The sequence below is a fragment of the Pantoea sp. FN0302 genome (assembly GCF_050113775.1).
GTDB lineage: Bacteria > Pseudomonadota > Gammaproteobacteria > Enterobacterales > Enterobacteriaceae > Mixta > Mixta alhagi.
The window spans coordinates 1,454,457-1,479,773 of sequence record NZ_JBNJSM010000001.1 but is presented as its reverse complement, the minus strand read 5'-3'; the positions used below and the strand labels follow the sequence as shown (position 1 = coordinate 1,479,773).

Genomic DNA, 25,317 nt, shown 5'->3' with positions numbered 1-25,317 from the left:
CAGGCAAAGCATATAAAAACGGTTTTTCATAAAGGCACAGCCGTATCGATAGGCTCGATAGCTTCATCATAATCTGACGGCTTAATTTGCCCGCTACTGAACGCCAGACTTAGACATGCCATTAGCCAGTAAAACGCGGTAGCGCCTGTGCAGTGCGATTCTTTACCGGAAGCGTAGTAAAACTCGCCGCATTCGCTGTGTTCGCCACCGGTTGGATAGATCGTTTTATGACATGCGAAAGAGGCAAAGCTGTTTTTAATGAGGTCTGACTTGATGCCATCCAGCCGCCCTTCATTCAGTTCAATTCCGCCCTCTTTCAGAAACGGGCAGTTGGCGCACGGCTTCTTCAGCGCAAAATAACAATCACTCTTTATAAACTTTACGCTTGAACTCAAAAATTTTGCCGACCTGATACGCGCCCATAATTTCTTCATCGAAACCGTAACGCTCCATAATTGCCGAACAGGCATGCTCCATTTCTTCTACGAAGGCATTGAATACGTCGACCTTCATTCTGTCTGTCCACCAGTCCATGTAGTGGTTTACTGAAATGACGCGCACGTACGCGCTGGAGAAAGAATAATGAGCTTCGGAGTGTTAAATGCTGTCCTGGTTATGGGCTACTGCATAATCTCGAAATGTTTCTTCCTTGAGCTGCACGGCGCAAGTTACTTTTTTGGCCTGGCCCTGTGCGTCATTGCGGCAAAAATCTTTGCCTCCGGAAAGAAAAACCCTGCTGGAGATGAGATGATTTTTCGGCTGCTGTTCCCGTTTACTGGGCTGGCGATGATTATTGCCGGCATCTGGTTTTATCCAGCGACCGAGGCGATTACCGCCTCAGAAAGCGATATTGTCCAGGCCAGTGGAGCGTTTCCGGAGGAGGTTTTCACCCTGTTCTTTATCTCTATGGGCGGCATCATCCTGATCCTGAGCATGGTCAGGATGCTGAAGAAATGAATCCTGATTTTACTGGCCGTATGAGGAGCAACCTTTACGGCCTGTATTCCGGTTCAGCCAGAAAAGCGGGCGGCCCTGCGGGCCGGGTAAAGACGGTGCTGACGCACCGCCTCTCTCCCTTCGCCTGCGCTTTCTCTCTCCGGGGCGCTGTCTCACGCTCTTCTCTCTTTGCTCCCTGCTGCTGTTAATCCTTCTGCTGCGCTGCAGCTGTGTCGTCAGCTCTCTTTCTCTGAAGGTCAACAGCGCCAACATCCTGATGGCCACCTCCGGCTCCCCGGCATAGCCGGGTCGTCAGCCCTACTGCGCTAACCGGCAGAGCCGGTAAGCTCCGCCGGACCGCAAGCGTTCCGGGCCTCACGGCTGGGGTCTGATGGCAACGGCCAGGTCAACCCCTGCAGCCGGCTGGCGCCGGCGCTTCTGCAGGCCGCCGCTGCGCGGCAACCTATAAGGACCAGCCCGGCACCGTGGTGTGCCGTTCCGGGGCTGTGCCCTGTTCATCTCCCGCGTTCTGTTTCGTTTCCCGAATCCCTTCGCCGTGCAGAAACCTGGCACCCGGGCGTCTTCACGCAAGGGTCGCACGCTAAACGGCGGCACCCGGTCCCTGCGGGCTGCGGCTTTGCCGTTTCCCCCTGCGTTCAGCCTGATGCCCGGTCGCCCGTTCTGCCCTCACGGCGAGGAACTCGGAGAAACATCACATGAAACTGAACAGGAGAAACAACATGTCACAGCAGAACGTCAACACCACGGCTTCAAAATCTGAAGAATCATCATCTTTAAAAACAAAAAAAACGCGTCGTCCCGCGAAAGCGAAAGCGGACAAAGCCGCAGCAGCGGCGGTAGAGCAGGCACTGGAAAAAAATCGACATCGAGATGATCCCGCTCTCGCGCCTGATGATTTCACCCCTCAACGTGCGCAGTAAGATCTACGTCCGGTCACGTATCGAGTCGCTTGCCGCCACCATTAAAAACGTCGGGCTGCTGCATAACCTGATCGCGCACGATATGGCTGACGGGATGCTGGGCGTGGCCTGCGGTGGACGCCGTCTTACCGCGATGCAGCTGCTGGTTTCGCAGGGCGTGTATCAGCCCGATCAGCCCATCCCGGTCAAGCGCGTCACTGAGGAGCTGGCGCGGGCGGCTTCAATGGTCGAAAACGGCGAGCGTAAGGTCCCCTTGTAATAATGCTTCATGGCCTCCTGATGGATGGGAAGTTTTGGAAAGACAATGGCTTAATATCAGCCCTGAGCCCTTTTTTCACATTGTTTGTCCGGATCTTATAGGCCATGGAAAAAGCGAAAAAACAAATGTGAAAGAATTTTATACCCAACAAAATCAGGCATTATCCATTGTTAAAATTATGGATGAGCTGGGTTATAAAAAAGCGCATGTCATCGGTTACTCCGCTGGAGCCTGGGTGGCTTTGGGCCTGCTAAATCGCTTTCCAGAACGGTTTAATTCCGTTGTGCTGGGCGGGTGGGACTTCAAAAGTGGGCTTCCAGATACGCCTGAAGGTAAGCTTAGTTTTGAGGTATTTATGTCTTATGCGAGATGCGTAGCGCCAGAACTTACCACCTCGCTTTCGACAGACGATGAAAAAAGTGTGAGATATTTTTTCGATGAGCTAAGGAAGTACCTGGGAAAGGAGGAAAGCTTTTTTCCTTATAGTATCCCAACACTGCTTTGGGCAGGTGCCAGCGACCCTTATTACGCATCTATGGCTGAGTTAGCAGAACTACATGCTTTACCACTTCTCACTGGTAAGGGGGATCATTTGAGTGAACTAAAGAATCTGGATAAGCGCTCAATGAATGCAATTCTTAAATTCATTCAATCTCCAGAAACCTTTATTTCGTCTGTTACCTGATCACTTAAATGCAAAGCACAGTGATTTTCCTACAGTCCGCTTTTGGCACAAAGCGGAATGACTTGGGCGCAATATCCGTTTTGAGCAAAAGCGGACCTTGTTGTCGGTGGCTGGCTGTTGTGCAAATGCATTGGCGACTCGCGGTCGAGCGCGGCGCCTGTTACTCTCATACCGCTTAGCGCTTAGCTTAAACTGGGAGGTCTGATGCATACCGCAAATATCTGTGCCATGATCGGAGCAACGCTTTTACTGATGTCACTCTGCGTCTCGGCGTCCGCAGCTCAGTCAACGTCTATAGTTTCAGAACATCCAAACTCACAGCGTATCTCTGTACAGACGCAAGGCTCGGGACCGGATGTGATATTGATTCCGGGGCTGGCCTCGCCTCGCGAAGTCTGGGCCGATTTAGCAGCAGATTTACGTAAGCACCACCGCATTCATCTGGTAGAACTGGCGGGCTTTGCCAGCACACCTGCCATTTCCAACCCAGAGGGAAAGGTCATCGCACCGGCAGTTGATGCCATCGCTGAATACATCCGCACCCATCACATCAACGCACCGGCGATTATTGGTCATTCTCTCGGAGGGGAAATTGCCCTGATGCTGGGTGCCCGTCATCCCGACCAGGTTGGTCGCCTGATGATCGCCGATGCCTTGCCGTTCTATACGTTGATGATTGACCCTGCCGCGACCAGCAAAACAGCTGTCCGGCAAGCCACTGCTACACGAGACTGGCTGCTGGCACAGTCGCCGGAGCAAAGGGTAGCGTCTCAGAAGACATCCATAGCCCGCTTAGCCAAAACCGAGGCGGTGAGGCCAGCTTTGGTGACTGCGGGGATCAATTCCGATCGTAAAACCGTTGCCGATGCCGTGTATGAATTGATGATTACCGATTTGCGTCCCGAGCTTGGTCGTATTAAAGCGCCGATTGAGATCGTCTACGCCTATGACGGCCTGTTCGGAGTGCCTGCCGCCGGCGTGGATGCGATGTACCGTCAAGCCTATGCCTCTGCACCAGATATTCATTTCACGCGGATCGATGACAGCTTTCACTTCGTCATGCTCGACCAGCCAGAACGGTTCTCCAGCGCGGTTGAGTCATTCTTAAATAAGTAAAAGCTCCAGGGGATGTTGGCATATTCACTCTCCATTAAATCAGGAGATGTGATTAGAGCTGTCCCCTGTGAGCGAAAAGCGAACCCAGTAAATTAGTAGACATTTTCTCAAACCTCTACCCACGGCATAGTTCTATAGATGGCACCTGTCAGAATTTAATGTATCCTACAAGAACTCGTGTACTAGTCCAGGGGTTCGTTTTATGTGTTTTTCCAGTATTGACGAAGTTAGAGAACGTATCGATCAAATCGATAGTGAGCTGGTTAAATTAATAGCTCAGCGTGCGGGGTGTGTTAAAGCCGCTGCTGCGTTCAAAACCGATAGTACCGCCGTTCGTGCTCCGGATCGCGTAGAGCAGGTCATCAGTAAGGCGCGTGAGAGAGCCGCGGAAATTGGACTTCCGAAAGTAATCATTGAAAAGATCTACCGGAGCATGATTGATGCATTTATTGACTATGAGCTTAAACAATATGAAAAATTGCAACAGGAAAAAGCCTGACAGCGCGCGAAATCAAAAATCGAAGTATTAGTAGTTGAGTATAAATATCTTCCGAGGTCCGCTTTTGGCACAAAGCGGACTGACATGCGGGCCAAAGTCCGCTTTGAGCAGGAAGCGGACGTTCTGACGGCACACTTAGATCGAGAGGTTTTTAATAAAGGGAAGTAAGTCAGCTTAATGCAGCTATACGAAAAAACTTCGCCTTTAAAACATTTTGCCGGCATTTCTTATCACCTGGACCAAAATAGTGGATTGCTTAGCCGATTATGTTCTGTCCTCACTATGTACACCCAAATGGCCAATAGCCCATTGCAGGTGTTCCAGAAAAGTCTTCACTTTAATTTGTAAGTATTTTCTGCCGGAATACAGCGCATATAGCACCAAATCTTCTGGTTCGCGGTTACAGTTAATTTTAACAAGGGAGCCGTTGTTAATTTCTGATTCACAGGCATGAAGAGGCAAGATGGCGAAACCAAGTCCTTTTAGTGCTGCAGCCTTGGCCATCTGTCCACTGTTCACCTTGTAGCTGGACTGCACCTGGACGGTTTGGTTCTGTTTGAATCTCCAGGGCATTCCCTGGAGTACCGACATACTAGTAATACAGGGGATTTTGGTTAGTTCATCAACCGATTGTGGTGATGGGTGACGTTCCAGAAGTTCTGGTGCGGCTACCACACAGCTCGGCCAGCGCAGAATTTCTCTGGCGACCCAGCAAGAATCCTCCAGTGGCCCACGTCCAAAGCGTAATACCAGATCGAATCCATCCAGTAGTCCCTCTGTTGGGTCCAATTGTGTGTCACAACTGAGCTGTATTTGTGGATGCCGAATGCAGAAGTCAGCGAGAATGTCTGCCATGAATGGAAGGTCTGGTGTAATGATCTTCAGGTGGCCTGATAGTGAATCACCAAACAGTGACACTTCTTCCAGGGCATGATCCAAAGCGTGCGTGAGCGGCTTAATGGATTGATACAGCAGTTTACCGGCTGCGGTTGGAATTATCTTACGCGTCGTACGCTCCAGCAGCCGCACATGAAGTTGTTGTTCAAGTAAAGTGATATGTCGACTGACATTGGACGATGGCAGCTGAAGCTGCTCTGCCGCGAGCTTAAAGCTCAACTTTTCGTAAACAGCCTGAAAACAGATCAGCCACTGTATTTCAAATTTTTCAATCATTAATTATCCCAAAAAATGAGATTAACAAAACTATAATTCCATATTTATCACTAATCAGGTGGTCATTACAATTCCCATTAAGTTTCGTAATAGGAAGGGAATGATGACCAGAACCAAGAAAATTGCCATCGTAGGCGCCGGGGTTGCTGGAATGGCACTGGCAATCCTCGCAACCAAACAGGGCCATCAAGTCAGCCTGTTTGAGCGTGGCAGCAATGTGTCTTCTATGGGAGCTGGTGTGACGCTGTGGCCCAATGCCATGTTCGTCATGCAGAAGATGGGGCTGGACAAAAAGGCCATGCAAGTGGGTGGTACACCATGCATGATGCGCCAGTTTGATCAGCATGGTCTCCTTCAGACTGAGTTCGATATTTTAGCAGTGAACTCACTTTGCGGTTTTCCCAGTGTGGCAGTTTTACGGCGTGAGCTGATGAGCTTACTGGCCGGTGCGTTAGAGAGTCTGGGTAGGGAGATCAAGTTCAATTGTTCAATCACTGCAGCGGACGTGATGAAGTTGAGCCAAGAGTTTGATCTGGTAGTCGGAGCTGACGGGCGTATGAATTCAGTCGTCCGTCAGGCAATGTATGCGGAGAAAGTCACTCCTCGTTATCATGGCTTTGTGAACGTAATAGGTGTGGGAAGACAACGAGAGGGCACCTTGAGCAACACTATTGATGACTTTCGTGGTCAAAGTGAGCGTTTTGGAATCGTCCCAGTAAATGATGGGTGGTGCTATTGGGCAGGAGCGTGGAAAGCTCCTGTTGACCATGAACTTCCTCGGGCGCATTGGCGCGATGAGTTGCATCGGCGTTTTCGGGACTGGCCTGATCCTGTGCAGAATGTGCTGCTGTCATGTGATAGTGCATCTGTGAGGGGAATTTTTGTGCATGACATTGATCCTCTTCCTTTTTGGCATAAAGACAATGTTTTACTCATCGGAGACGCGGCTCATGCTTCCTTGCCGACATCTGGGCAGGGTGCATGTCAGGCGCTGGAAGATGCATGGAGTCTTACTCGCTTACTGAAAGAGAGCGATGATCTGGAAATTGCTCTGCAAGGCTTCTACCAACAGAGACATATTAAGACCTCAGCAGCACAGTTGGTTGGAAGACAATTCGCGCAGAAAATTTTCTCTGAGCAGCCTGAGCCACTGTTGCCTGCATCCATTAATTCCGCAGCAGAACTCAGCCGGTTCTGGATGCAGGGTTTAAAGCATGTAGCCTTCTGAAACAGGTCATGAGGATGCGGTATAACTGTATGTCGGAAGAATACTAATCGGTGCGATGTTAGTGTTAAACGCTGACCTAAGAATGTCCGCTTTTGGCACAAAGTAGACGCTTGGCATGAGCTTCTGTGAATTACCAGTAAGGCCATCTTAAGATTTAGCAATCCTGCAGCCGGTGTGCTGTCCCGGCTGCTCCTCACATACTCCTCACCTGATTTTCTCAAAATCGATCTCAGCCCAGTCATATCAAGGGGCTCAGGAACTCTCCTCACTTCACCCCTCACTTTGCCGTCTGGTCATTAGCGTCATCACTTCGCCATCAACCTTAATTAGCCCTTTAGTTTCAAACTTTGTTATCCAGCTACTGAAGTTTTTAACGTCAAGCCCAGGCGCCTTCATATCATCCCTTATGACCGCACGGGTGCAGATGTCGTTGTTCATTGTCCGGCTGCGGATCAGGTTCCAGAGTGCGATATGATTTTCCGTAAGTTTTGCGATATCACTGAGTTCGGCAGCCAGTTCAGTAACATCGCGCGAAACATCCCGCACGGCCAGCGAAAGGATTTCTTCGCTCTCTTCGTCCGTAAACAGCTTTACCGGCTGCAGGTCGTATGCCCGACGTTTCGGCTTCCTGGCTAAGGGTGAGGTTAGAGCGTATATGACCCTTGGTACTTTTCTTGCGAAGATACGCTTTACCATACTCAGCCATGGCTCCGGGCATACTGTGCCGAGGCGAGTCAGAGATATCGGCTTGCTCAGCCCGTTCGCCCGCATGTAAGCCATGCAGGCGTGATAGAGATTACGACGCGGGCTGAAAGGAATCACTTCTGCGTTACCAATAAACATGCCGTCACACTGCTGTGAAGCCGTCAGGTAACCACAGAAATCCACCAGCGAATCGCACTCGCGCTTGATGGCCAGTGCCTCCTCAGACGTCTGCTGTTCAGACAGCACCTGACAAGCCTCCTGCTGGTCAACAAAGCGGGTGAGAAGATCACTGTCAGATTGAACCCACAGGATAATTTATTCGCTGACGCCCTAAAACCACCAGTTGAAAAAACGTTCAGTAAATGGTTTTATCATTCATTAATAACTATTCACTATTGCTGCATAAGGTCAGATAAGTTGTCACTAGAGTCTGCAGAGTGGTTTAGCCGGAATGGCATAGAGTGCTCACGGGTCAGGGCCCGTAATTCGGGCTTTCCGAAACATCTTCATGATGAATATGTCATCAGTGCAAACCTGACGGGGGTAGAGGAAATCTGGCTGGCAGGAAAAACCGCCTATGTTAAAAGTGGTCAGGTTACCTTATATAATCCGGGAACTATTCAGGCTTCGCGTTTTGATACTCAAGCCGTGGAATTCATCAGTGTGCACATACCCCAGACAGTGATAAAAATACTTGCAGATGAGGACAATCTCAATAGCGCTCATGAAACCCCAGTTCTGCGAGAAGGCATAATCAATAACACTCGCCTGTTTGACGCGCTGTACCGTTTTGCAACATCAGCCCGACTGGAGCGGGGCATGGATGAGGAGCAGGAATTGATTTTACTTTGTGGTGAGCTGCTTGAGACGTCAGCTCTACTTCAGAGATCTGATGAACAGAAAATCAATATTATTATCGAGTACTTGCGAGAGCACCTCAGCGTAAAACCGCAGCTGGAGATGCTCGCGCAGCTGGCGGGGATGAGCAAATATCATCTTGTTCGCTTCTTCACCCGGCATACGGGTATGCCGCCTCTGCAGTATCATATGCAGCTTCGTCTGCACCATGCCCGCGACTTGCTTCGCAGAAACGTGCATCCTCTCGATGCGGCGATAATGCTGGGATTTTACGATCAGAGTCATTTCATTAATGCATTTCGCAAAGTGATGGGAACAACACCCCATCACTATGCTTCGCAGGTCAGATCAGGTCACCATAAACTCCCGGTACCCTGACACAATCACGTAAAGCGCAAAATAGCTGAATATGATCGCTGAGGCTATATAGGAATATTTAAGCAGGCGTTGACCAAGCAGTTTGCCTCCAAAACTTCCAACCAGGCACAAGACACAGGTCCAAAACATTCCCGCAATGAAAAAGCCACTCAGAAACCAGGACGTTGCCGTAACGCTGTGCTGGCCCATCCGGGATATCAGCGCACCGCCCACTGTCGCAAACCACAGAATAGCCGTGGGGGATGACATGGCAAGCATCACGCCCCGGCTAAATTCACGCAGCAGCGGGCGATACTGATGGGTTTCGCTCACGTTAAGCTCCGAAGCCTTCCTGAAAGCGGCCATCAGCATTTTGCCGGCGAACCACAGAAGCATCGCGCCGCCGCCAATCCACAATATCCAGCGTACGGCTTCATACTGAAGCAGTACGGCCATTCCCGCCAGCGCCAGTAATGCATATGCCAGGTCACCCACACAAGTCCCTATTCCCAGCCAGAAACCATGAAAATATCCGCGTTGCATGGCAAGGGTAATCATGGCGATATTGGCAATCCCGATATCAAGACACAGCGAAAGGCTCAGTAGGAAACCATTTGAAAACTCGATCATAACGTAAAGCCTTTAATCTTCTGGTCGTACTCGATCATGTCGACAGTTTTACCCAGCCGGTTCAGCAGCAGATCCGCCTCTTCAGGCTGATGATGAGGTGAATAGCATTGCAGGAATGCCAGGGCTGCCTCTGTATCACCCTGCAATACAGAGTGTGTCATTGCTGTTGCCAGTGCCGTCAGAGCAGGCTTCACCGCGCTGAGGTCCACCGCATAATGCGTCCCATTCCAGTTCAGACACCGGTGTTCAGTTAGCCACTTGAGCTGTATATAGGCCGCCCCTGCATCAGGATAATCACATGGGCCGCGGCGCAAATATCTCAGCATTTCCAGCAAGAAAATTTTTAACTGCAACGTCTCATTCAGCTGCAGGGCCTGTCGGGAAGGCTCTGTCAGGCACATCAAAAGCCCAAAAACATCCGCCAGTGCTTCCTGCACAACCATTGATCCCCATCTGTCCTGTTTACTTAACTGGCCAAACATCATCTTTTCAAGAACAACGGAATGCCCCAGATCATGACCGCGGAACCAGGCAATCAGGTGGCGGGCACAAAGAGCGCTGTCCGGGATAGCGTCATGCTGCCAGCCAAGCAGGGCAGCCTGGGACCGGGCAAAGCATTCAAACAGGTTCAGATAGGTATTTGCAAACACGATGGTGCGCTTCTGTGAGGCGTATTTCACGCCTTCATCTTCAGGAAAAAAATAGGCAAAATGTTTTGGGTAGCTGTTAGCTTCGCCAGCAATGGCAAACAGGTCAACAATTTTGTATCGGCATCCAGGTAGCGCAATCAGCCGCTGGTCGATATGTTTTTGCAGCCAGCACAGGTTGTCCGGAAAGAGCTCATCCACCACATCCGAAACCTCCTGCAGTCCGCGATCGGGTAACCCAAACCAGGCGGAATAATGCTGCGTGCGGGACTTACCTACCCATGTCGACATGTAACCTATTCCCTGCACCAGCTCCTGTTCATCGAGTCCTGCTATCTGCGGGAGAATTTCTTTTGCTGTGCTGGCGTCAGTGAGGATTTCTGCGCGTAACTGCAACGCTTTGCAGGTATCCGGATCGCCAAATTCCTGCGCAAGCTTGAAACAGATAATGCTGAGCTTTTCTTCAACAGACTGAAGCAGCGAACTCCCGGTCCGAGTGGAAACCGGGTGAATATGACTGGCCGCCTCTGCAAGACGTGTAGCCTGGTGGATGAGGTCCAGCGCTGCGGGCGAAAGTGAGTCAGGCAGAGGGATATCCATCATGTGGATATGGTATGAGTCAGCAGCGGGCCAGAACGGTGTCGTAAACATGAAATTCCCTTCCATTATCAGTAACGAGAAGTCTACTTAACCATTGCATCTGTAATCGGTATTGGAAGGAATTGCGCGATGGGGCCGGAAAGAACGGTTCACTTCAAAACCATAACCGACTACTTCGTTTCATTGCCCTGCAACGCATAAATCAACAGAGTTCGGTTAGGGCAACGTCCGTTTCTGGCACAGAGCAGACCGATACGCAGGCCAGTGTCCGCTATGAGCGAGAAGTGGACGTTAGCTTTTCAGACCTGTTCGTACACTATTGGGCTGTTAAGTTGAAACAGTGCTGTAGCGTCCAAATGTGTTGATAGAGGTATCGTTACGCAAAGCTCTCCAGTATTTGCTTTGCATGCATGTAATCGTAAGACGTAACTTCGATCTTGTTGTTACTGAGATCGCTAAAGTATACGGACATCGATACATCGTGGTCACTGACGGTGAAAGGGATTTTATTGTCCTTGAGGATCGGTATTAGCTCAATGAAAGATGGCGCCCCCACTCCGAAAGCCATCGTATGACCAGGATGCTGAGACTTTCTGAGGAAAAGGGAAAGTGCCGCTCCGTTATTCCTTATGACCAGCGGTCCTCCCTGTTCAAACCAGAAGTACAGCGAGCTATCGCGTGAGAAACCAAGGATCTCTTTATACCATTGTTCTGCCTGCTCAATATCTTCAACATATACATGTATATGATCAATCTCGGCTATCTTCATAACATGGCTCCCTGATTTTTGTTACCGGAAATACTCGCTGAAGCAATTTTGATAAACGACCCGCAAAGCACATGACAACACATCATTTACCATAATCTTTTATGGCACATATAGCTGTTGTTAACGTCCGCTTCTGGCACAAAGCGGACGCTTATCCGGCATAGCTGTCAGGCGGACCGCCGCCCCGCCGCCTCGCTTCCTGAGCGATTTGTTGGTGTATTAATTCCGCCGTTTCAAAACGGGCCTGGAGAGTAGATCGGCAGCCTGCCAGACGCCAGGCTGCCTGAAATATCAGGGTATAAGTTTGCTGCTTCGCATGGCTTCCAGATGCTCAATCAACACGTCATCGGAGCGCCTGATCATGGCGTCAAACCCTTCCCGGCGCGCTTTGGTGACGTCAAATATGGCATCTTTCTCAACATGGAAGATAAAGTCACCAAATCCACCTAACGCCAACTTGTCGATATCTTTCTCTTGCAGTTGCGCCTTATCGGCGATGGATGACCAGAGGGGCTTAAGCGCGCTGAGACGTTCGCTAAGCGAGACAGGTTGCGCCTCGCCGACCGGTACGCCGAACCAGTCAGCCAGCTTCGGCCAGACGTGACACCAGCGGAACACGTCGCCATTTGTGATATTGAACGCGCCGAATTTGGCATTTTCGGCAGCCCAGACAGCGCTTTGACCAAGGATGCGACTGTCAGTGATGTTCACCAGCGTATTGCGATACGCTTCATCCGGGCCGGGGAAATGCAGAGCGGTTCCCGTTTCGCGGCAAATCGTACCGTACACGCCGATCAGATTTCCCAGGTTCATGGGCGATCCGAATGAGTGACCGATGACGATATCGGGGCGCAGTGCGGTCCAGCCGATGCCTTCGTCGCTAATCTTTCTCGCATAGTCTTCATGCCGGAAATAGAGGTTTGGTGGAAAATGACGGCTGTCCTCTTCCCGTGCTGGGGTGCGGTAAACGCCCAGGTGTGCGCCATAAACCTTTCCGCCCTGAACAAAGATAGTATGTTTCAGCGTATTGCCTGACGAACGTACCGCGCCGATCAGATTTTCAAACATCAGCGCATTGATATCCGCCTCCACGCCCGGATTGGGATCCTGGCGCAATGCGGCGTAAAAGATATGCGTCACTGTTTCAAACGCTTCGCGGTGTTGATTAAGATCCTCTGAAGAGGTCAGGTCGGCGCTGATATGAGGAGAAGGGTGAGGGCTGTGCGGCGAACGCCCAAGAGTAGTGATTTGCCAGCCCGCTTTATGGAAGGAATCATGAGCGGCAAAGCCAACTACGCCGCCAGCACCGACCAGCAATACGTGCTTATCATTCATATAATTCTCCGTTTGGTTTCATATAACAAGATTAGCTGCAACATACAGAGGGTTTTACCGCTGGCAGCAAACAGAACCGTTGCCGAATGCTGTTATTAAAAGGTGATCTATATAACATAATGAGTCAAACAACGATGAGCAGGCGAAGCAGCCCCAGGCGCTTTTCTCTCTGTTCGCGCCATACCACACAGTAATTTTTCGAGTCGCCGTAGATGTTTGTCGAAAGTGCCAATGTTGGCTTGTGACAAAAAGTAGCTGCAACAGCCCCATTCGGCAGCAATGAGCGAAAAGCGGACCTTGTTCACGCTTATGCTTATGCCTTAGAGGATGAAAGTCTGCTACAAAATGTGCATTATTGATATGCAATCGGGACAGGCAAATCAGGAGAAAATTCATGGACAAGAGCACACTAGTTACACTCTTAAAATTCAAGCGTTGGATTGATGCCGAAACTCTAAAAACAATTAAAGGCATCAGCGAATCTGCTTATGCAGAAAAACGTCATCTGATGCTAAGACTGATGAACCATATTCATGTGGTAGACATGATTTTTAGAGCCAATATTTCGGGACAGCAGCATGGTTATACTGCCCTGAATACCCCTGAAACACCCTCTGTAGATGAGCTTGAGGTCAAAATGGACGTCTGTACAAACTGGTATATCCAGCGAGTCAGCTCAATGGCTCCAGCCGATTTAGAAGAAACTATTAAGTTCAGTTTCGTCGATGGTGGTGAGGGAAAAATGACTGCCATAGATATGCTAAATCATATGCTTTTTCATGGAACCTACCACCGTGGGGCAGTAGGCTGGTTAATTTCTGAGTGCGGAGGTGTTCCTCCGAAAGATGTGCTGACAGTTTTTCTGAGGGATCATAATCACTGACAGGTAGTTCTTCTGCTAATTACCTATCTAGCGGCTTCGATGGCCGCTTTGAGCAAAAAGCAGACGTGTAGCTCATGGCGTTTGAGTATGTCCATTACATCGAACATAACACCCCGGCAACGAAATCTATCTCGAACGTTCCTGGGCATTCAGCGCCAGTCGTAGATGATGCTCTATAAAGTTCGCTTTAAGCGCGCTATAGCGATGAACATCGTTTTTACTGAGTAATGCTGCCGAGAGTTTTATCTCAGCATACTTCCCAGCAATGGCTCTGTTTTTTCTTAGGTAATCACGGAAAGCAAGATGTCTTACTACCTGCATATCTCCAACAGCAAAAGCATGCACTTGATGACTACGCTGATCACCGCCCTTAATGAAATATCTACGCCCCGAAATCCCGTTCTCTCCGCGAGCAACATACCCGGCGCGGGTCATTGCAGAGTTGTATCTATCCAGTTCATTGATGTCGGAGACTTCCAGCAGTATGTCAATTACGGGCTTTGCTGAGAGACCCGGCACAGATGTACTGCCAATATGATGGATACTTTTAGCCACTCCACCGAGCAATGTCTTTATCAGTAAACTTTCAGCTTCAAACATCTCAGGCCATTTATCATCGTATGGCACAACAATAATCGTTCGCATATACACCTCTTCCTGGCTCTGAGCATTTAACATTCGATTTCGTTTACGAATCACACCTCCTTCCACACTATGTTATGTTTAAAACCTTTCCAGAACATATGGGTAGAAACATGATTGTAAGAACATGGCACGGATGCGTACCAGTCAGGCATGCAGAAGGCTTTGCAAACCATTTGCAAAAAACCGGTGTTGAACATTCAGAGAGGACACCGGGAAATATGGGGGCATATGTACGAAGAGAGACGCAGGGTGAATGGGAGCATTTCTTCCTGGCAACTTACTGGAAAGATCTTGAGGCAGTAAAAGCATTCGCAGGCGAACAGTACCAGATTGCAGTTACCTATCCGGATGACGAGCAATTTCAGTTGCTATCCGATCCTTACGTTTTCCAGCATAACGTCCAAACGGTCTCCCCTTTGTAATAATTTGCGGGCTGATGCCATGAGGCGGTGTCTTCCCCTTTGGGGGTGCCCAGTACTCATATTTTACATAGCAGTGTGGGTGCCTACAGTTGATGTGAAGGTCCGCTCTTGGCACAGAGCGGACTGGAAGGGGTGTAAGGTCCGCAAGAGCGAAAAGCGGACGTTCAGCCTGCAAAATAAGTTCAGTAACACTGGGTTGGCACAGGCAAATAAATAGCACCTGAACTCGTTAACTTGATAATTTCTTAAGCGGTCAGGGACTCATTACGATGTTAAATGCATTTTTGAGATATTACCGGGCATCCCGACTGCATTATAACCATTCCTCTGACAGCCTCTTCCGGCTCCATACGCGTCGCCCGTCATAAAGCCTTTCGCACTTCATATGGCAAGAGGTTTAAAACACTGCATGTTGTTGTTTTGTCATAAATAAAAGGGCGGTGACATGTCACGACGCGCGGCAAAAAATACTGGATGGTTACCGGAATGTTTTCAGTCTGGTTTTTTAATGCCGTGTAAGCATACCTGTTAATACACGCTATAAAATGATCGAATAAGTATATCCTTCAGAATAACGGTTACTTATGGTAATTAATTAGTAAGGTATTTATTTTTAATTAACAGGCGTGCAGGCAGGGAAAGTCAGACGTTATTTATTCGTTGATTTAACATATGCCTTTTTTAATTAACCGCCTGTTAAAGTATCGTCATTAAATGATGATAATTGCCTGCAGGCATACTGACAAGGTTTACGGTATGCGAAAGCAATTCCTTCCCACCAGCGACGTGATAGCTCTGAGCTTCATGACCCTGGCGCTGTTCCTCGGTGCAGGTAACATTATCTATCCGCCAATTGTTGGCAAGATGACCAGCGAATATTATTTGATTTCTTCGATCGGGTTCAATATTTCCGGTGTGCTTCTTCCGATGCTGGCCGTCCCATACGATCGCGTTACCGGTATGGGTAAGCATCGCGTTCAGCACCTACACCGCCGTATTCAAACCCCTGGGCTTTACTGTCACCCTGCTGGATACGCTGCCGCTCGCCAGCGTATCACTGGGCTGGATCCTGCCGACCGCGCTTGTGGCGCTACTACTACTGCTAAAAGACAAAACCTCAAGAAAAGTAATCGTCGCCTCCAACTAACAGCGTGATAAACCATGATGAATACAGCAATAACTACCACAGGCAACATCACAACGCGCCGCAGCTGGCGCTGGCAGGACAACATCTGGACGCTGGGCCTGTATGGTACAGCGGTCGGGGCGGGAACGTTGTTTCTGCCTGTGGAAATTGGCACACGCGGCCCGGTCATCTTCCTGGTGATGTTGCTGCTGGGCCTGCCGTTATCCCTGATACCGCATCTGCTCCTGTGTCGTGTATACATGCGTGAGGAGCAGATCGCAGACGGCAAGCTGCCGATCTTTGGCTCCTTCTTCAGCGGACGCGGTGAAAAGCTGATCACACTGTTCTACTGCGTGACGTTCTTCCCGGTAACGCTGGTTTACGGAGTGGCGCTGGTTAATGCGCTGGATAACTTCCTGGTAGAACATATGCACATTACAGTGATCAGCCGTGGGCCGCTGTCGTTTATCGTGGTCGCTGCACTGTATGTGGTGCTGAGCAAGGGGCGCGACAGGGTGGTGGCCACCATGAGTGCGCTGGCGCTGCCGTTCGCTGTATCTGTACTGCTGATCGCCGTATCACTTATCCCGGACTGGCATCTGTCAAACCTGACCAGCACGTTCACCGAGGTGAAGGCCACGCCGATGCCGATGATCCTGAAAGGTATCTGGGTGACGCTGCCGCTCATTACCTTCTCTTTCTGCTGTGCGCCGATGGTGTCCCCGCTGACCTCTTACTACAGGGAAAGAAAAGCCGAGGGTGAGAGCAAGGCGTTGTTCGTGATCCGGGTGGCTTATATGGCTATCTTCACCAGCATCATCTTTTTCGTGCTGAGTTGCGTGCTGAGTATCCCGCATAGCAGCTTTGTGCGGGCGAAGGCGGAGAACCTGAACGTGTTGTCTGTGATGAAGGGGAACGGTGGTTTCAGCCTGATTTATTACGTCGCCCCGTTCATCGCTATCATCGGTATGACGAAATCCTTTCTGGGGGTAGGTTTGTCGGTCGCAGAGATGTGCGGCCAGCTGGCCGCCAGCGTATCCGGCAAAAAGACCACTACCAACAAGCGCGTGGCCTCTCTGGTGCTGTTTCTGCTGACCTTTAGCATCGTTTACGCCAATCCGGATGTGCTCAACCTGATTGAAACCCTTTGTGGGCCACTGATTGCGGTGATCCTGTTCCTGATCCCCGTGTACCTCATTTACACCCGCACTGCGCTGGCGCAGCTACGCGGCGTGACGGTATTTCTGGTCATGCTGGGTGGAGTGGCAACGCTGTCTGCACTGCTCTGGTCAATTATTTAATAAGTGACGATGGCAGAATAACGCTAAGAATATTCAGGTCCGATAGGTGATTTATTTGCCCAACATGCCTGCTTCTGGCACAACGCAGACAGCGGAGGGGCAGTCCACTGTCTGCGTTAAACATATATCGTTAATTTCGACTTTGAAAAAAGCCTTTGGCTAAGTGAGAGTGATAAGCCTGCCGGGAAAAAATGGAACAGGCTAGAGGCCCAGCTCCGACAGCCCCGGATGATCATCCGGACGACGTCCCAGCGGCCAGTGGAACTTGCGCTCGCTCTCATCGATTGGCATATCGTTGATACAGGCGAAGCGGCGGTGCATCAGGCCATCTGCTTCAAACTCCCAGTTTTCATTGCCATAAGAGCGGAACCAGTTACCCGAGTCATCATGCCATTCATAGGCATACCGTACGGCGATGCGGTTATCAGTAAACGCCCATAATTCCTTGATCAGGCGATACTCCAGCTCCTTTTTCCATTTACGGATCAGGAAACTTTTGGCTTCTTCACGATGAGTAACAAACTCGGCTCGGTTACGCCATTGAGTATCCAGCGTATAAGCCAGCGATACCTTTTCAGCATCGCGGCTGTTCCAGCCATCCTCAGCGAGCCGTACCTTTTCAATCGCCGTTTCGCGAGTGAAGGGAGGAAGGGGCGGGCGAATCTGTTTTTCGGACATGGTAGCGCCTCCAGGCGATCAGGATATATCAGTAGAGTCAATATTTTCGACGCTCAGGCCGGGTGAGTGGCCTGCTTCAGCAGCAGCTGCGCCACGTCTCTTGCGCTGTCGGCGGCGCTGGCATCGCCCATCACATGCGACATGGTGATGGCGCCCTCTGTGAGGATCAGTAGCTGTCTTGCCAGGGCTAACGGTTGCTCAATGTTCAGTTGACGGGTGAGTTCAAGCGTATAATCCAGCAGCTTTTGCTTATGAAGCTTTGCTATCTGCCGCACGGGATCGTCAGGATCACCAACTTCTCCGGCGGTGTTGATAAAGGCGCAGCCACGAAAGCCATCTGACTCAAACCAGCCTTTGAGTACAGTGAACATATTCAGGATACGTTCCTGAGGGGACGTGCCTTTATTACATTCCATTATGAACCATTGCATCCAGCGCTCATCACGCGCATTTAACGCGGCAGCGGCCACATCATCCTTGGTTGCGAAGTAGCGATAGATACTTTTTCTGGCCACGCCAGAGGTCCTGACCAGAAGGTCCATGCCGGTGGCATGAATGCCGTTCTGATAAATAAGCCGCTCTGCGGTTTCCAGGATTTTTTCCCGGGTGTCGGTTGTTTTTTTGTTCATGAGGCGATGGTAGAACGATCGTTCTACCCTGTCAAGCCACAGGGTAAGCACATTTTCAGAGAACGCAGGCAATGTTTTCCAAATGTGAAAGCGCTCTGGTTCACGCAGCCTGACGCGCATTTCTGTCACCCTCAAACGGCTGTTTCCCCGTGCCGGATAACGCCCTGTTGGGATCCCGTTCCTGCCTGCCCGGCCTGTTAGGGCATGGGCATGGTTCATGAAGGAAAGGTCGCTGCTCTTGTACCGGACCACGCTCTGAGCATCCGCGCAGGCGCCGATAACGAAAGCATTCAGCATTCTGCGAATTGCTTCAGATAAGCTAAAAAAGCGCGCTAAGCCAACCTGCCGCGCAAAAACGTCATGTGTGGGCTGCTAAGGTGAAAACAGCGCCTATAATAGGTGCGCAGGTAACAAGATACCCAGGCGCATCAGAAGGGGAGCTATGAAAAAGGTATTAATGCTGGTGGTCTGTTTATATCTTACCGGTTGTTCATGGGGTATGGCGTCACTGATCCCTGCCTCGGATGTTTGTCCAAACGGGCGGGATGGTATAACAGGGCAGTGTCGCTAGCAGGGCGTTTAGCAGGTCCAGGCGACTCACCGCCATCGTTCTGTACGATGGCGGTGAGCTACATTGCCATTATTTCAGGCGTTTCCCGGTCTCATCAATGATGATTTCGCCATCTTCTTTAACAAACATTCCCTGCTGCGGATTAGGCAGAATATCCAGAACTTTTTCTGCCGGGCGGCAGAGCCGGGTACCCAACGGCGTCACTACAATCGGGCGATTAATCAGTAACGGATACTGCACCATAAAATCGATAAGCTGCTCATCGCTAAAACGATCTTCTTCCAGTCCCAGCGTGGCATAAGGCTCAACGTTTTTTCGTAATACATCACGTACGCCAATGCCCATCTTTTCAAGCAGCGCTTTCAGCTCTGCCTGCGACGGCGGCGTTTCCAGATAATAGATAATGTGTGGTTCATCGCCGCTGTTGCGAATCAGCGCCAGCGTATTGCGCGAGGTTCCGCAGTTCGGGTTGTGATAGATAGTAATGCTCATTAAAGCCTCTCAAAAATAGCCACGGACAGATTATACTGACAGCCACAGCGCCAGTGCGATAAGCGTTACCACTAAAACCGGCAGCGTCATAACCAAACCCACACGGAAGTAGTAGCCCCAACTGATACGAATATCCTTTTGCGCCAGCACATGCAGCCACAACAGCGTTGCCAGGCTACCGATCGGGGTAATTTTAGGACCAAGATCGCAGCCGATGATATTAGCGTAAATCATTGCCTCTTTTATCACGCCCTGCGCATCACTGGCGTTAATAGAGAGTGCGCCGATTAATACCGTCGGCATATTATTCATTACCGAAGAAAGCGCAGCGGTAAGCAAGCCTGTGCCAAGCGTAGCGACCCAGATACCCTGTTGCGCCAGCTGATTGAGAAGGGCAGAGAGAAAGCTGGTCAGGCCCGCGTTACGCAGTCCGTAAACCACCAGATACATGCCGAGGGAAAAAATCACAATTTGCCACGGCGCGCCGCGTAATACTTTGCCGGTATCAATAACTTTCCCCTGACGGGCAATCAGCCAGAGGATCAGCGCGGCCACTGCAGCCACCAGGCTTACCGGCACGCCAAGCGGCTCCAGCACAAAAAAGCCGATCAGCAGGATAGCCAGTACAATCCAGCCCGCCCTGAAGGTGCGTCGATCGCGAATGGCCTCCTCGGGCGCTTTAAGCCGTGCGGTATCATAGACCACAGGAATACCCCGACGGAAGAAAAGGTGCAGCATTGCCAGACTGGCGGCAATGGCAGCAAGATCCACCGGCACCATAACCCGCGCGTAATCACTAAAGCCCAGATGGAAGTAGTCCGCCGTTACGATGTTGACCAGGTTGGAAACCACCAGCGGCAGGCTGGAGGTATCGGCAATAAACCCGGCGGCCATCACGAAGGCGAGCGTTGAGGCACGACTAAAGCCCAGCGCCAGCAGCATAGCAATCACGATGGGGGTGAGAATAAGCGCGGCGCCATCATTGGCAAACAGCGCCGCCACGCAGGCACCCAGTAGAATAATCAGGGTAAATAGCCGCTTTCCACGACCATGCCCGCCACGCGCCACATGCAGCGCTGCCCATTCAAAAAAGCCGCTCTCATCCAACAACAGACTAATAATAATAATGGCAATAAAGGTGGCCGTGGCGTTCCAGACGATTTGCCAGACAATGCTGATATCGCTGATGCTGACCGCGCCGCTAAGCAGAGCCAGCGCAGCGCCGATAGAAGCGCTCCAGCCAATCTGCAGGCCGCGCGGCTGCCAGATAACCAAAACAAGGGTAAAAATAAAAATTGCACCAGCCAACAACATGGCAACTCCGCTGTGAAAAAAAATGGTAATAACAAATACAGCAGCTAAAGACAAAAAAACAGCCCCGATCCTGTAAAACGCACCTCAGCAGCATGAGACGCGTACAGAAACGGGGCTGATACACAGGCCAGATATCAGGCTATGTCGCCTGAAAGCGAGTCGCGAGAGACAAAAATAATATGTGAAGGCGTTTCGTTACTCAGCAACATCTCTTCCACCTGGCCGCTGGCGGAAACAAAGGTCACGGTATCGCCCTGATTCAGCTCCTCAAAAGCTTCGGCAGGTTGCGTCGCCTTTAAAATTTCAAAATGGCTGCGTGGGGATGCATTTTCTCCTTCAGGCTGCTCCGTAAAATAGTTACCGGTGAATGCATATTCCGGATGGTCTTTGATGTGCAGTTGAACAGAGGGCATAACACCTCCTGATTACCGTGGTCTGAATTATCAGCCTAAACGCAGATATCCAGTTTGCCATTTAGCAAAGATGAAAGGGCGATGATTAAGATTTATCCTAAACGATCGCAGCGGCGGCACAACGCTAAGCCTGTTCGTGTAACCCTGACTGACAAATATAGATAAATATATGCAATTTTAATCAATACGGAGACTTGTTAAAGCGAAGGTTAAGCGTAGTCTTAAGGCTCGTCAGAAATGTACGAGATGTTATTTACATGAGGTGATTATGCATTCATTAAAGTTCTGTTGTCCCATCTGCGGTAGCAATAAATTCATCTTTACCTGCCAGTCCAGCACTAAAAAAACCCGGCACGGAGCGAGCTGCGCTTGCTGCCAGCGTCCTCTTACTATGGCTTCCTGTGTGACCAGCCCGGCTGAACATCCCCGGTGGGCTAAAAGCCTTTAGGCTGCTATCTTCCTTTCACACTTTTGCAATACGGGCGTGGTATAAGCGGTGATTACACCAGCCGTACCGGCTGAGGATGCGGGTTCGAGTCCTGCTGCCCGTTCCAACCCTGGCTGCCCTGGCAAACAGTTTATCTGTAATGCCTTTACGCTCACGGCCTGATTTATTTCATAAAGATAAATATTCTGTTAATTATTTGCTGTTGGCTAATAATTTCCCCTTTATAAAATAATAAGAGCAAAGATTAATAGAATAAATAGCCATATTTAAAATGACTTTCCCCGCTTTAATAGAATCTGATATTTTGTCTCATAATTATACAATTTACTGACACGCCGCCCTGTCATCTTTTTTCTGATAGAATGCGCCTCTGCAGACGTTTCTCTATCCTGACTGGTTCCCTTACCCAGAGACACAGAGTCTGTACATTTTATTTGATTCTTGATGGTTTATTTGTAGGTTTTTATGAAACAGCAGGGTTGGAAACTCCAGGATACGATCTGGACGTTAGGTTTGTATGGCACCACGGTGGGCGCAGGCACGCTTTTTTTGCCGATTGAGATTGGTACGCGTGGGCCGCTTATTTTTATTATTATGCTGCTGCTGGGGTTACCGCTCTCATTGCTGCCGCATCTGGTGCTGGCGCGCGTCTATATGAGTGAAGCCACGCCTCAGCGTCTGCCAGCCCTGAGCACCTGGTTTGGGCCGCGTGGCGACTGGCTGATGACGCTGCTCTACTGCGTCGCGTTTTACCCGGTAATGCTGGTGTATGGCATTTCGCTGGTTAATGCGCTGGATAACTTCCTGGTAGATCATCTCCACTTCGCCCGCATCAACAAAGGGTTACTGACTCTGTTATGTATGGTTGTGCTGTTTGGTATTCTGAGCAAAGGCCGCAGTAAAGTCGTCAGCACGTTAGGCACTCTGGCGTTGCCTTTTGCCGTGGCCATTATTGCGATTGCCGCCGTACAGATCCCAGCATGGCGCTGGAGTAACGTGACCGATGCCCTGAATGCGCTGCCCGATGCCTCTGCTGAAACCACTTTTAAAAATATCTGGCTGACGTTGCCGCTAATCACTTTCTCTTTTTGCTGTGCGCCGATTATCTCGCCTTTGGTGGCGCACTATCAGCAATCGCAAGATAAGCTGCGGGTATATCGGGTAATAAAAGTTGCCTATCTGGCGATATTCCTCAGTATTATCTTTTTTGTTTTCAGCTGTGTATTGAGCATTCCGCACGCAACATTTGTCGAGGCAAAAGAGAAAAATCTGAACGTGCTGTCGGTTATTTCATCACCGGGCAGCGCTGGCGTGCTGTTTTATATCGCGCCCCTGATCGCCATTATCGGCATGACAAAATCCTTCCTTGGCGTCTCGCTATCGGTAGCGGAAACCTTTAGCGACTTTACCGTCAGGCTGTTTAACTGCCGTAGCGATAAAGGCCGAAAAATCAGTCAGGCGGCGGCCATGCTGGCGATGTATGGCGTCACCTCGTTGATTGTTTACGAAAACCCAAACGTCATTACGTTGATCGAAGCATTCTGCGGCCCGCTGATCGCCATTATTTTGTTTTTAATCCCCGCCTGGCTGATTTATAACAAGCCCGGCCTCGCTTTTCTGCGCGGCGGCAAAGCGTTGGTGATTTTAGCGGGCGGTATCGCCACACTTTCGGCGCTGCTCTATTCAATGATGTAACCGGCGTAGCGGGAGAGGGAGGGCCCTTTCCCGCTCAGACAGAAGCGTTGCCAGCAACAGGCGGCAGCATGCAGATTATTCACTCGCCTCGCTTATCAATGCCCGGTTGCGGCCATTATGCTTGGCCTGATAGAGCGCATGGTCAGCGCCTTCCTTAATGCGCTGCGCATCCTGTGCGTCATCACTGCCCACCAGAACAATACAGCCAGCGCTGAGTGTCACCACGCCCGCTTCTAATGTGGTGCTTTCATGCGGGATGGCCGCTTCGCGTACCGCGTCAACGGCGTTTTGTGCAATATGCAAGGTCGCGTCAGGCGAGGTATCCGGCAGCACAATCGCAAACTCTTCACCGCCGTAGCGTGCTATTAAATCTGTTTGCCGCAGGGGGAGATTTTTCAACGCCTCTCCTACGCGCCGCAGGCAGTTGTCGCCAGCAACGTGACCATAGGTATCGTTGTAAAGTTTGAAAAAATCGATATCCATCATGATTAATCCCACCCCTTTACCGCTGAGCCCTGAACGTTTCAGGCTTTGACCCAGAAAAAGATCAAACTGGCGACGGTTCGCCAGGCCTGTCAGGCCATCCAGCAGCGCCAGCGCCTGCAGGCTTTGATTGATGGTGGTCAGCTCATCGCGCAGCGTGGTGAGCTCGACCTGGTTTTCTACATTGGTGCGTACCTGACGCAGAACCAGCGTGCCGATCAAAACGATGATCAGCAGCAGCGTACCGTTTAGCACCAAATCCGGCATGCTGTCATGCAACCACCGTGACCAGAGCGCAGATTTATCGAATCCGGCCGCCACAATCAATGGATACTGACCGGAGCGCGCATAGCCAAAAATACGCACTTTATCATCCAGCGCAGAGTTCCAGGTGCCTTTTCCCCGATCCGCACGAACCAGCTGAGTGGTAAACAACGGGCTGGCTGAGAGGCTTTGATTGATAAAAGTATCCGGGAGAGGGCGGACATAGAGAGCGGTTCCGTCATCCAGCAGCAGCGCCAGCAGGTCACCTTCGCCCAGCTCAAAATAGCTGTAAAAACGCTTAAAAGATTCAATCCGCACCGTTGCCAGCGCCACGCCGACGAAGCCGTTGCCCGCATCATTCAGGCGTATCGAAACCGGGATCACCAGTTCGCCGGTCGAACGGCTGCGGATCACCTGACCGATATGGATACCACCATGACGATTGTTACGATGGTAAGTAAAATATTCCCGATCGGCATTATTCATGCCGGTTGGCGTTTGGCCGGCGGCAGTGGCGATCCAGTTTCCCTGGGCATCATAGACAAACAGGCCATTCAACTGCGGCAGTCCGCTTTTCATCTCTGCCAGTGCGGCGTTTAGCGCTGCTTTATCCGCATGGGTTGGACCGCTAGCCGGAATCTCACGCTGGATAGCACGCAGCGTGATTTCTGTTTGTAAAAAGGTATCTTCTGCCTGGCGCGCCTGCGATACAGAAAGGTTGACCGCGCTGCTCTCGGTATCCTGCAGCTTACGCGACCAGGAGCGGTCAAGCGTCCATGCGCTAACCACCAACACTGCAGTCAGCAGCAGCAGCATAAATATCATCATTGTCCTGCCAAGCGAAGAGTGCAGAACAAACGTGCCGGAAAGTTTTTTGCTGATTTTCATGGATCTTTTCGCCGCCGGGGAAGGACTTTTAAGTAAAGCACAGCTTATGCTTTTACGGCATCAACGGATCAGCCTTAAGTCGTAGCGCTGTAATGGTCAGTCGGCAGCAGCAAAAAGACGCTGAGTTAACGCCATAAAAAAGCCCGCACGAAGCGGGCTGGACATTTCCGAAGGGCCGATAGCGATACCGGCAAGCAGCTTACAAGATTACGTCAGTGATTAGTCACCTTACGAGCAGGGCGAACCCACAGGCACAGCGCTATCTCGTCAGGTTTGATGACTATCGGCGCGCGGCGGTGGAACTTTAGCGCACGGATAAAAACGTCA

Annotated in this window: 26 protein-coding genes, 1 tRNA gene and 1 pseudogene; 14 read left to right on the top strand and 14 right to left on the bottom strand. The window is 50.5% G+C overall.

Translation table 11 applies throughout. From position 1 onward, the window contains the following. Nucleotides 1-26: 26 nt before the first annotated feature. The gene (locus tag ACQE32_RS06890) at nt 27-434 is read right to left on the bottom strand and encodes a hypothetical protein (RefSeq protein ID WP_427021535.1); all 408 of its coding nucleotides are present in this window, start codon (nt 432-434) and stop codon (nt 27-29) included. Between the two features lie 148 nt (nt 435-582). Here ACQE32_RS06890 and ACQE32_RS06885 point away from each other — a divergent pair, with 148 nt between their 5' ends. From ACQE32_RS06885 to ACQE32_RS06860, 6 genes are all read left to right on the top strand, one after another. Next, a complete protein-coding gene (locus ACQE32_RS06885) occupies nt 583-957 on the top strand; it encodes a hypothetical protein (protein WP_427021534.1) in 375 nt (124 codons plus the stop codon). Between the two features lie 719 nt (nt 958-1,676). Then, nucleotides 1,677-1,877 (top strand): hypothetical protein, encoded by a 201-nt coding sequence (locus ACQE32_RS06880; protein ID WP_427021533.1) that lies wholly within the window; start codon nt 1,677-1,679, stop codon nt 1,875-1,877. Beyond that, nucleotides 1,849-2,136: a ParB/Srx family N-terminal domain-containing protein gene (locus ACQE32_RS06875; protein WP_427021532.1), complete on the top strand. Its 288-nt coding sequence runs from the start codon at nt 1,849-1,851 to the stop codon at nt 2,134-2,136. Before ACQE32_RS06880 ends, ACQE32_RS06875 begins: the two co-directional genes overlap by 29 nt. Nucleotides 2,137-2,170: 34 nt before the next feature. Beyond that, nucleotides 2,171-2,821, top strand: a complete 651-nt coding sequence (locus tag ACQE32_RS06870) for an alpha/beta fold hydrolase (RefSeq protein ID WP_427021531.1) — start codon at nt 2,171-2,173, stop codon at nt 2,819-2,821. A gap of 204 nt (nt 2,822-3,025) precedes the next feature. Next, nucleotides 3,026-3,937: an alpha/beta fold hydrolase gene (locus ACQE32_RS06865; RefSeq protein ID WP_426972964.1), complete on the top strand. Its 912-nt coding sequence runs from the start codon at nt 3,026-3,028 to the stop codon at nt 3,935-3,937. A gap of 202 nt (nt 3,938-4,139) precedes the next feature. Continuing rightward, entirely contained in the window at nt 4,140-4,436 is a 297-nt protein-coding gene (locus tag ACQE32_RS06860; RefSeq protein WP_427021530.1) for a chorismate mutase, read from the top strand. 264 nt (nt 4,437-4,700) lie between these two features. Here the strand turns inward: ACQE32_RS06860 and ACQE32_RS06855 are convergent, their stop codons facing one another. Next, nucleotides 4,701-5,609, bottom strand: a complete 909-nt coding sequence (locus ACQE32_RS06855; protein ID WP_426981485.1) for a LysR family transcriptional regulator — start codon at nt 5,607-5,609, stop codon at nt 4,701-4,703. Between the two features lie 100 nt (nt 5,610-5,709). Here ACQE32_RS06855 and ACQE32_RS06850 point away from each other — a divergent pair, with 100 nt between their 5' ends. Further along, nucleotides 5,710-6,837, top strand: coding sequence for an FAD-dependent monooxygenase (locus ACQE32_RS06850; protein ID WP_426981486.1), 1,128 nt, complete (start codon nt 5,710-5,712; stop codon nt 6,835-6,837). 517 nt (nt 6,838-7,354) lie between these two features. Here the strand turns inward: ACQE32_RS06850 and ACQE32_RS06845 are convergent. Then, a pseudogene (locus ACQE32_RS06845) lies at nt 7,355-7,827 on the bottom strand (primase-like DNA-binding domain-containing protein); the annotation flags it as partial. 132 nt (nt 7,828-7,959) lie between these two features. Here ACQE32_RS06845 and ACQE32_RS06840 point away from each other — a divergent pair. After that, complete coding sequence (locus ACQE32_RS06840) at nt 7,960-8,778, top strand: AraC family transcriptional regulator (protein ID WP_426973086.1); 819 nt, start codon at nt 7,960-7,962, stop codon at nt 8,776-8,778. Here the strand turns inward: ACQE32_RS06840 and ACQE32_RS06835 are convergent. The 4 genes from ACQE32_RS06835 to ACQE32_RS06820 form a co-directional block, all read right to left on the bottom strand. Further along, complete coding sequence (locus ACQE32_RS06835; protein WP_426972959.1) at nt 8,749-9,387, bottom strand: LysE family transporter; 639 nt, start codon at nt 9,385-9,387, stop codon at nt 8,749-8,751. The genes ACQE32_RS06840 and ACQE32_RS06835 overlap by 30 nt on opposite strands. Continuing rightward, complete coding sequence (locus ACQE32_RS06830; RefSeq protein ID WP_427021529.1) at nt 9,384-10,685, bottom strand: hypothetical protein; 1,302 nt, start codon at nt 10,683-10,685, stop codon at nt 9,384-9,386. Before ACQE32_RS06830 ends, ACQE32_RS06835 begins: the two co-directional genes overlap by 4 nt. A 325-nt stretch (nt 10,686-11,010) precedes the next feature. Beyond that, nucleotides 11,011-11,403, bottom strand: a complete 393-nt coding sequence (locus tag ACQE32_RS06825) for a VOC family protein (protein WP_427021528.1) — start codon at nt 11,401-11,403, stop codon at nt 11,011-11,013. 291 nt (nt 11,404-11,694) lie between these two features. After that, entirely contained in the window at nt 11,695-12,738 is a 1,044-nt protein-coding gene (locus ACQE32_RS06820; protein ID WP_427021527.1) for an NAD-dependent epimerase/dehydratase family protein, read from the bottom strand. A gap of 394 nt (nt 12,739-13,132) precedes the next feature. On the opposite strand from ACQE32_RS06820, the gene ACQE32_RS06815 reads away from it, so the two are divergent. Beyond that, the gene (locus tag ACQE32_RS06815; protein WP_427021526.1) at nt 13,133-13,621 is read left to right on the top strand and encodes a DinB family protein; all 489 of its coding nucleotides are present in this window, start codon (nt 13,133-13,135) and stop codon (nt 13,619-13,621) included. Nucleotides 13,622-13,747: 126 nt separating this feature from the next. On the opposite strand, the gene ACQE32_RS06810 is transcribed toward ACQE32_RS06815, so the two are convergent. Further along, on the bottom strand, nt 13,748-14,266 hold the full coding sequence (locus ACQE32_RS06810) for a GrpB family protein (protein WP_427021525.1): 519 nt from the start codon (nt 14,264-14,266) through the stop codon (nt 13,748-13,750). A gap of 110 nt (nt 14,267-14,376) precedes the next feature. Here ACQE32_RS06810 and ACQE32_RS06805 point away from each other — a divergent pair, with 110 nt between their 5' ends. The 3 genes from ACQE32_RS06805 to ACQE32_RS06795 all read left to right on the top strand — a co-directional run bounded on the left by ACQE32_RS06805 (nt 14,377) and on the right by ACQE32_RS06795 (nt 17,115). Next, a complete protein-coding gene (locus ACQE32_RS06805; protein WP_426972950.1) occupies nt 14,377-14,688 on the top strand; it encodes a hypothetical protein in 312 nt (103 codons plus the stop codon). Nucleotides 14,689-15,444: 756 nt separating this feature from the next. Then, nucleotides 15,445-15,843, top strand: a complete 399-nt coding sequence (locus ACQE32_RS06800) for a branched-chain amino acid transport system II carrier protein (RefSeq protein ID WP_426972949.1) — start codon at nt 15,445-15,447, stop codon at nt 15,841-15,843. A gap of 9 nt (nt 15,844-15,852) precedes the next feature. Further along, a complete protein-coding gene (locus tag ACQE32_RS06795; RefSeq protein WP_427021753.1) occupies nt 15,853-17,115 on the top strand; it encodes an amino acid permease in 1,263 nt (420 codons plus the stop codon). Between the two features lie 201 nt (nt 17,116-17,316). Here ACQE32_RS06795 and ACQE32_RS06790 read toward each other — a convergent pair whose 3' ends face one another. The 5 genes from ACQE32_RS06790 to ACQE32_RS06770 form a co-directional block, all read right to left on the bottom strand. Next, nucleotides 17,317-17,793, bottom strand: coding sequence for a DUF1348 family protein (locus ACQE32_RS06790; RefSeq protein WP_427021524.1), 477 nt, complete (start codon nt 17,791-17,793; stop codon nt 17,317-17,319). A 53-nt stretch (nt 17,794-17,846) separates the two neighbouring features. After that, complete coding sequence (locus ACQE32_RS06785) at nt 17,847-18,422, bottom strand: TetR/AcrR family transcriptional regulator (RefSeq protein ID WP_427021752.1); 576 nt, start codon at nt 18,420-18,422, stop codon at nt 17,847-17,849. 640 nt (nt 18,423-19,062) lie between these two features. Next, nucleotides 19,063-19,485 (bottom strand): arsenate reductase (glutaredoxin), encoded by a 423-nt coding sequence (gene arsC / locus ACQE32_RS06780; RefSeq protein ID WP_426972947.1) that lies wholly within the window; start codon nt 19,483-19,485, stop codon nt 19,063-19,065. Between the two features lie 30 nt (nt 19,486-19,515). Then, nucleotides 19,516-20,799, bottom strand: a complete 1,284-nt coding sequence (locus ACQE32_RS06775) for an arsenic transporter (RefSeq protein WP_427021523.1) — start codon at nt 20,797-20,799, stop codon at nt 19,516-19,518. Between the two features lie 134 nt (nt 20,800-20,933). Continuing rightward, complete coding sequence (locus ACQE32_RS06770) at nt 20,934-21,212, bottom strand: hypothetical protein (RefSeq protein WP_426972945.1); 279 nt, start codon at nt 21,210-21,212, stop codon at nt 20,934-20,936. 478 nt (nt 21,213-21,690) lie between these two features. On the opposite strand from ACQE32_RS06770, the gene ACQE32_RS06765 reads away from it, so the two are divergent. Next, a tRNA-Val gene (locus tag ACQE32_RS06765) sits at nt 21,691-21,766 on the top strand. Nucleotides 21,767-22,125: 359 nt separating this feature from the next. Beyond that, nucleotides 22,126-23,355 carry an amino acid permease gene (locus ACQE32_RS06760; protein WP_426972943.1) on the top strand — a complete coding sequence of 410 codons (1,230 nt, stop codon included), beginning with the start codon at nt 22,126-22,128 and terminating at the stop codon, nt 23,353-23,355. 75 nt (nt 23,356-23,430) lie between these two features. Here the strand turns inward: ACQE32_RS06760 and ACQE32_RS06755 are convergent, their stop codons facing one another. Then, nucleotides 23,431-24,990 (bottom strand): sensor domain-containing diguanylate cyclase, encoded by a 1,560-nt coding sequence (locus ACQE32_RS06755; RefSeq protein ID WP_427021522.1) that lies wholly within the window; start codon nt 24,988-24,990, stop codon nt 23,431-23,433. Nucleotides 24,991-25,317: the final 327 nt, after the last annotated feature.